The following is a 5,953-nucleotide window of genomic DNA, read 5'->3' on the forward strand; positions in this document are numbered from 1 at the left end:
GGCGACCAGTATGGGAAGGCCTGTCACCTTTCAGAACGGGATTGTTCTGTACAAAGGCGCCACCAAAAACTGACAGAGGAAACCCCCTCTCCATTTATGACCGACAAACTGAGGGAAGAAATGGGAAAGGCGGCCATCATGGCTGCGGAGTATATAAAATATGAAGGTGCAGGGACTGTAGAGTTTCTGGTAGATAAACACAGGAACTTCTATTTTATGGAGATGAATACCCGGATCCAGGTGGAACACCCCATCACGGAGCAGGTGATCGATTACGACCTGATTCGGGAACAAATCCTCGTAGCCGGAGGGGTGCCGATTTCCGGAAAGAATTATGTCCCGAAGCTCCATTCCATCGAATGCCGTATCAATGCGGAAGATCCGTATAACGACTTTCGGCCTTCACCGGGCAGAATCACCACCCTGCATACCCCGGGAGGTCATGGGGTACGCCTGGACACCCATGTGTACAGCGGCTATGTGATCCCACCGAATTACGATTCGATGATCGCTAAGCTGATCACCACCGCCCAAACCCGGGAGGAGGCGATCAACAAAATGAGGCGCGCCCTTGATGAGTTTGTGATCGAAGGGGTAAAGACCACGATTCCTTTTCATCAACAATTGATGGACCACCCGGATTACCTGGCCGGGAACTACACGACCAAGTTTATGGAAGATTTCGTAATGGAACCCCAGGGCGAAGACTCTTAAGGCCCCTCGGACTAACCCATAAAGTTTTAATCGCATGGAATTGAGCTACTGGGAGTTGAAAACCTGGCTGGACGATCTCGATTTCTGTGTGGTGGGTAGTGGGATTACGGGACTGAGTTGTGCCCTGGAACTTCGTAGAGCCCATCCCCGGGCACGTATCCTTATCCTCGAAAAAGGTGTTTTTCCACAGGGTGCCAGCACCAAGAATGCCGGGTTTGCCTGCTTTGGCAGCCTTACTGAAATTCTCTCAGACCTCAACCACCATAGTGACGATACCGTTTCGGCTTTAGTTTTACAACGTTGGAAGGGAATCCAGCTCTTACGTGAAAGGTTGGGAGATAAGGCCCTTGATTACAAACCCTGGGGCGGATATGAGGTCTTTCGGGAAACGGATACGGCTGTTTTCGACCGGTGTATGAATGAAATGGACCGCGTTAATGCCCTTTTGGAACCGGTTTTCGGGCAAACTTGTTTTCGTCCGGCCCCGAATAAGTTTGGATTTGCGAATATCCTGCCGAAGCTCATCTTAAATCCTTTGGAAGGACAGCTCCATACGGGTAAAATGATGCAGGCGCTGCTTCATAAAGTGCAGGGAGGACCTCAACCGATCCTCATTCTCAATGGGGTGGCACTCACTGAATATACCGATTTGGGGGAGGGGGTGGCGGTCTCGACAAATCACTTTGATTTTAAGGCGCGAAAATTATTGATAGCCACCAATGGCTTTGCAGGAAATTTGGGCGTGGCTGAAGTAAAACCCGCAAGGGCCCAGGTTTTGATCACGGAACCGATCCCCGGACTGCCTGTTAAGGGCACATTTCATATGGACGAAGGCTTTTACTACTTTAGGAATGTGGGGCAGCAGGTATTGCTGGGCGGGGGACGGAACCTCGACCCGGAAGGGGAAACTACCGGGGAGTTCGGGCAAACACCGCTGATACAAGAGTCTTTGGAAGAACTCTTAAGGCAGGTTATACTCCCCGGGATCCCATTTCGAATCGCACATCGGTGGAGTGGTATTATGGGTGTTGGGCCGCAGAAAAAACCTATTGTCACAAAGTTCTCGGATAATGTAGCCTGTGGCGTCCGGCTCGGAGGTATGGGTGTGGCCATTGGAAGTCATATTGGGATGGAGCTGGCTGGTTTGGCTGAAGCTTAAATCCGGGGACTGAACACGGAGCGGGGTTTTTCACTTTGATTCTATAGCGAACCGTCAAACTTGATATTCTGTAAACACGAACACTTTGGAACTTATTTACTTACTCGTAGCCGTACTGCTGATTATCTGGATGACCACCCGGCTTAAAGTACATCCTTTCCTGGTGCTGCTGCTGGTCTCTATGGGGTATGGCGGGTTTGCGGGCATGTCCCTCGAGGCCCTGGTCAATGCTGTGAATGAGGGATTCGGGCGAACTATGGGAAAGATAGGGTTAATCATAGTCCTCGGCGTTATGATCGGGGCATTTCTCGAGCATACCGGAGGCGCCCGGGCAATAGCAGATAAAGTATTGTCGTGGATTGGAAGTAAGCGCATTCCATTGGCGATGGGCCTGCTCGGATATATTGTTTCAATTCCTGTCTTTGCAGACAGTGGTTTTATGCTCCTGGACCCCCTGGGTAAGAGTATGAGTCGGAAGACAGGGGTGTCCCTGGCCGGAGGTGCTATTGCCCTGGGGCTGGGGTTGATGGTTTCCCATACCCTGGTACCCCCTACTCCAGGGCCCATTGCCGCTGCGGGAATCCTGGAGGCCGACCTTGGCCTGGTCATACTATTTGCGCTGCCGGTAAGCCTCCTGGCGCTGGCCGTATCCGTTTGGTTCGCCAGCCGTGTGGCCTCCAAAACTGAGATTCAACCTGAACCAATTCTCGAAAATTCCACGGTCTCCAATACTGAAACTGGGTATCGCCCACCCTTTGTTTTAGCTGTATTGCCCATTGTTGTACCTATCCTGTTGATCGTATTAAAATCGGCCTTCGGGGCGGGTGATACTTCAAATATGGGATACGCGTGGATTGCTTTTTTGGGTGAGCCTGTAATTGCCCTGATGATCGGGCTTCTCCTTTGTCTGCTTCTCCCTCCAAAGCTCAATACACACATGTTGGCTTCGGACGGATGGGTAGGGCAGGCGATACGGGATGCCGCCTCTATTTTGCTGATTACAGGGGCCGGCGGAATTTTTGGAACCGTATTGCAGGAGTCCGGGATTGCTGAAACTTTGGGAAATCGCCTGGTTTCCTATAATCTGGGTATTTTTTTGCCTTTTGTACTGGCGGCGGTGCTGAAAACGGCCCAGGGTTCTTCAACCGTAGCGCTGATCACTGCGGCATCCATCCTTTTCCCGATGATGCCCGCCCTTGGGTTGGAATCTGAAACCCAGAAAGCCCTGGCCGTAGTTGCCCTCGGGGCCGGCTCTTCGGTAATATCGCACGCCAATGACAGTTTTTTCTGGGTGGTGACTCAAATGAGCGGGATGGATGTACGCACCGGCTATAAACTCTTTGGAGGAGGCACATTTCTCCTGGGCACAAGTGCTGCCATTGGCGTCTTTATCCTCTCTCTGTTCTTTGCATGACACCCTTTAGATTGGCATGCGTTTGTTAATGGTTTCAAGAGAGACATTCAGATAGATCTTTTTGCCTTTTTCTATCGGACTTTCTGTATCAAAATACACGCCTTTGCCGGATTCCATAATACCATAAATCCGGTAGTGGCTCCCAAAATAGTAGGTGTGCTTAACGGTCACGGGCATTCCGGATTTCCGCGACATCCGGAATTCATGGGAGTACACAATGATATTTCGCGTTGTGGAGGCGTAAGATTTCAGCACTTCTATAGGCACCAGGTTGGCTTCTCCCAGCAGTTCGGCAGTATACAACTTCCTCGGTTTTTCGAAGAGTTCTGCAGTGGGGCGAAGATCCAGGATATCCCGATCCCGCAGAACCATAATGCGATCTGCAAAAGGGAGTACATCGTGATAGTCATGGGAGGCGCAAATACAACTGATCTTTTCACTTTTCAGGAAACCGAAAAGGTTCCGCCTGAGCTTGTTGCGACGAAAGTGATCGATATGACTGAAAGGCTCATCGAGCAGCAACACTTCGGGCCTGCGGGCTAAAACCCGCGCGAGGGCCACCCTTTGCTGCTCTCCCCCGCTGAGCAGGTTTACCTTTACATCCCGGTATGGTTCGAGGTCCATGGTGTTCAGGAGTTCTGCGATCCGGGCATTCGTTTCTTCGGGTTCAGCAGCCGAGAGAAACTTCTGTAGGTTTTCAGCCACAGTGGCATAGGGCATTAAATCAAAGTCCTGCGCCAGGTATTTTATAAATTCCCCTCCGGGCACTAGTTGGTATTCGGGGCCTTTTATCGGGTGTTGCTTCCACCGAATACGACCCCCTTCAAAGGGGAGGGCCCCATAAAGCAGTTTGAGCAAGGTGCTTTTACCACAACCGCTCTCTCCCATAACAGCGAGGTACTCCCCGGGGGAGACCCTGAAACTCAGGTCCTCCAGAACGGAGTGGTTGCCATAGCTGAATGAGAGATGGTCTACTTCGAGCATAATTGAAAAAATCCGCTATCGTCTGGCAGCGGATTTTTATTTACAACGGGTTATTATTCTTTAAAGTCTTTAGATACAGCCTTATTCGGAAGGGATTCAAACCCCATATTGTAAAGTGTAAACCCGAAAATATCTGCGTACTGTTCTATAGTCTTACTTATGGGGGTGCCCGCACCGTGTCCGGCATTGGTTTCTACCCGTATCAAAACGGGTTCCGAACCGGCGTGCTTTTCCTGCAGGGTAGCCGCAAATTTAAAGCTATGGGCCGGGACAACGCGATCGTCGTGATCCCCCGTCGTGATGAGGGTAGCAGGATAGGCTACCCCCTCTTTGATATTGTGGAGGGGGGAATACCCTTTCAGGTACTGGAACATTTCATCGCTGTCCTCGGAGGTGCCATAATCATAGGACCAGCCTGCCCCGGAGGTAAAGGTGTGGTACCGCAACATGTCCAGTACCCCTACGGCTGGGAGCGCCACTTTCATGAGGTCCGGGCGTTGGGTCATTACGGCACCTACCAGAAGTCCTCCATTGGAGCCTCCCCGGATCGCCAGGTATTCCGGACTCGTATAGGATTCCTGAATCAGGTACTCGGCTGCCGCTATAAAATCATCAAAGACGTTTTGTTTGCCCATTTTAGTCCCGGCATTGTGCCAGTCCTTGCCGTATTCTCCCCCACCCCTTAAATTGGGAACGGCGTAGACCCCTCCCTGCTCCAGCCAAATGGCATTCACCGTACTGAAGCTGGGGGTAAGGCTGATGTTAAACCCACCATACCCGTAGAGAATGGTCGGGTTCTTGCCATTTAATTCAAGTCCTTTTTTATGGGTAATCATCATAGGTACTTTGGTACCGTCAGCTGAGGTATAGAAAACCTGATGCGATTCATACTGATTGGGATCAAAATCGATTTCGGGTTTCCAGTAAACTTCATAATCGCCGGTTTCAACATTGTATTTGTACGAAGATCCCGGTGTCTTGTAATTCGTAAAACTAAAGTAGAGGTCCTTTTGATCCTTTTTTCCCCGAAAGCCCCCGGCACTGCCCATACCCGGTAATTTCACTTCCCGAACCAGATTTCCCTCATAGTCATACTGAAGGACCTTCGATAGGGCGTCTACCATATACTCTGCGAAGAAATACCCACCTCCCGTACCGGGACTTAATACATTTTCGGTTTCGGGAATAAAATCCACCCAGTTTTCAGGAGTGGGTCGGGCGGCGTCCACTGTAATGATTCGTTGGTTCGGAGCGTCGAGGTTTGTGACGATATAGAGTTTAGATTCTACATTGTCAATCATATAGCTGTCGCTGTCCTCGTGATTGAGGATGGGAATTATTGGGGCATCTTCCATCGTGAGGTCCTGGAGGAAGAGCTTATTTCCGGAAGTTGTATTGGAAGCCGAAATCACCAGGAAGTGGTCGTCTTCGCTGACACTCGCCCCTACATATCGGTGCTTTTCCTCAGGGATACCTCCATAAATAAGTTTATCTTCTGCCTGGGGCGTACCCATTTTGTGGTAATATACCTTGTGCTGATCTGTTTTGGCCGAAAGCTCACTGCCTTTAGGTTTGTCATAACTGGAGTAGTAAAAACCTTCCTGCCCCTTCCAGGAAATCCCGGAAAATTTGATGTCCACAAGGGTATCCTCCAGAATCTCCATGCGCTCGGCATGCATTAC

4 protein-coding genes and 1 pseudogene are annotated in these 5,953 nt (G+C 50.4%); 3 read left to right on the forward strand and 2 right to left on the reverse strand.

Features of this window, described 5'->3' with window-relative positions:
* The 3 genes and pseudogenes from WBV75_RS00915 to WBV75_RS00925 form a co-directional block, all read left to right on the forward strand.
* Nucleotides 1-714: pseudogene (locus WBV75_RS00915) on the forward strand (acetyl-CoA carboxylase biotin carboxylase subunit); the annotation flags it as partial.
* Nucleotides 715-748: 34 nt separating this feature from the next.
* Nucleotides 749-1,873: an NAD(P)/FAD-dependent oxidoreductase gene (locus WBV75_RS00920; protein WP_424118786.1), complete on the forward strand. Its 1,125-nt coding sequence runs from the start codon at nt 749-751 to the stop codon at nt 1,871-1,873.
* Between the two features lie 85 nt (nt 1,874-1,958).
* Nucleotides 1,959-3,287, forward strand: a complete 1,329-nt coding sequence (locus WBV75_RS00925) for a GntP family permease (RefSeq protein WP_424118787.1) — start codon at nt 1,959-1,961, stop codon at nt 3,285-3,287.
* A gap of 6 nt (nt 3,288-3,293) precedes the next feature.
* Here WBV75_RS00925 and WBV75_RS00930 read toward each other — a convergent pair whose 3' ends face one another.
* Entirely contained in the window at nt 3,294-4,271 is a 978-nt protein-coding gene (locus WBV75_RS00930) for an ABC transporter ATP-binding protein (RefSeq protein ID WP_424118788.1), read from the reverse strand.
* Between the two features lie 53 nt (nt 4,272-4,324).
* Nucleotides 4,325-5,953 (reverse strand): prolyl oligopeptidase family serine peptidase (locus tag WBV75_RS00935; protein WP_424118789.1); only part of this gene is annotated, 1,629 nt, incomplete at its 5' end.

Origin of the sequence: Robiginitalea sp., from assembly GCF_049588695.1 — a bacterium.
Classification (GTDB): domain Bacteria; phylum Bacteroidota; class Bacteroidia; order Flavobacteriales; family Flavobacteriaceae; genus Robiginitalea.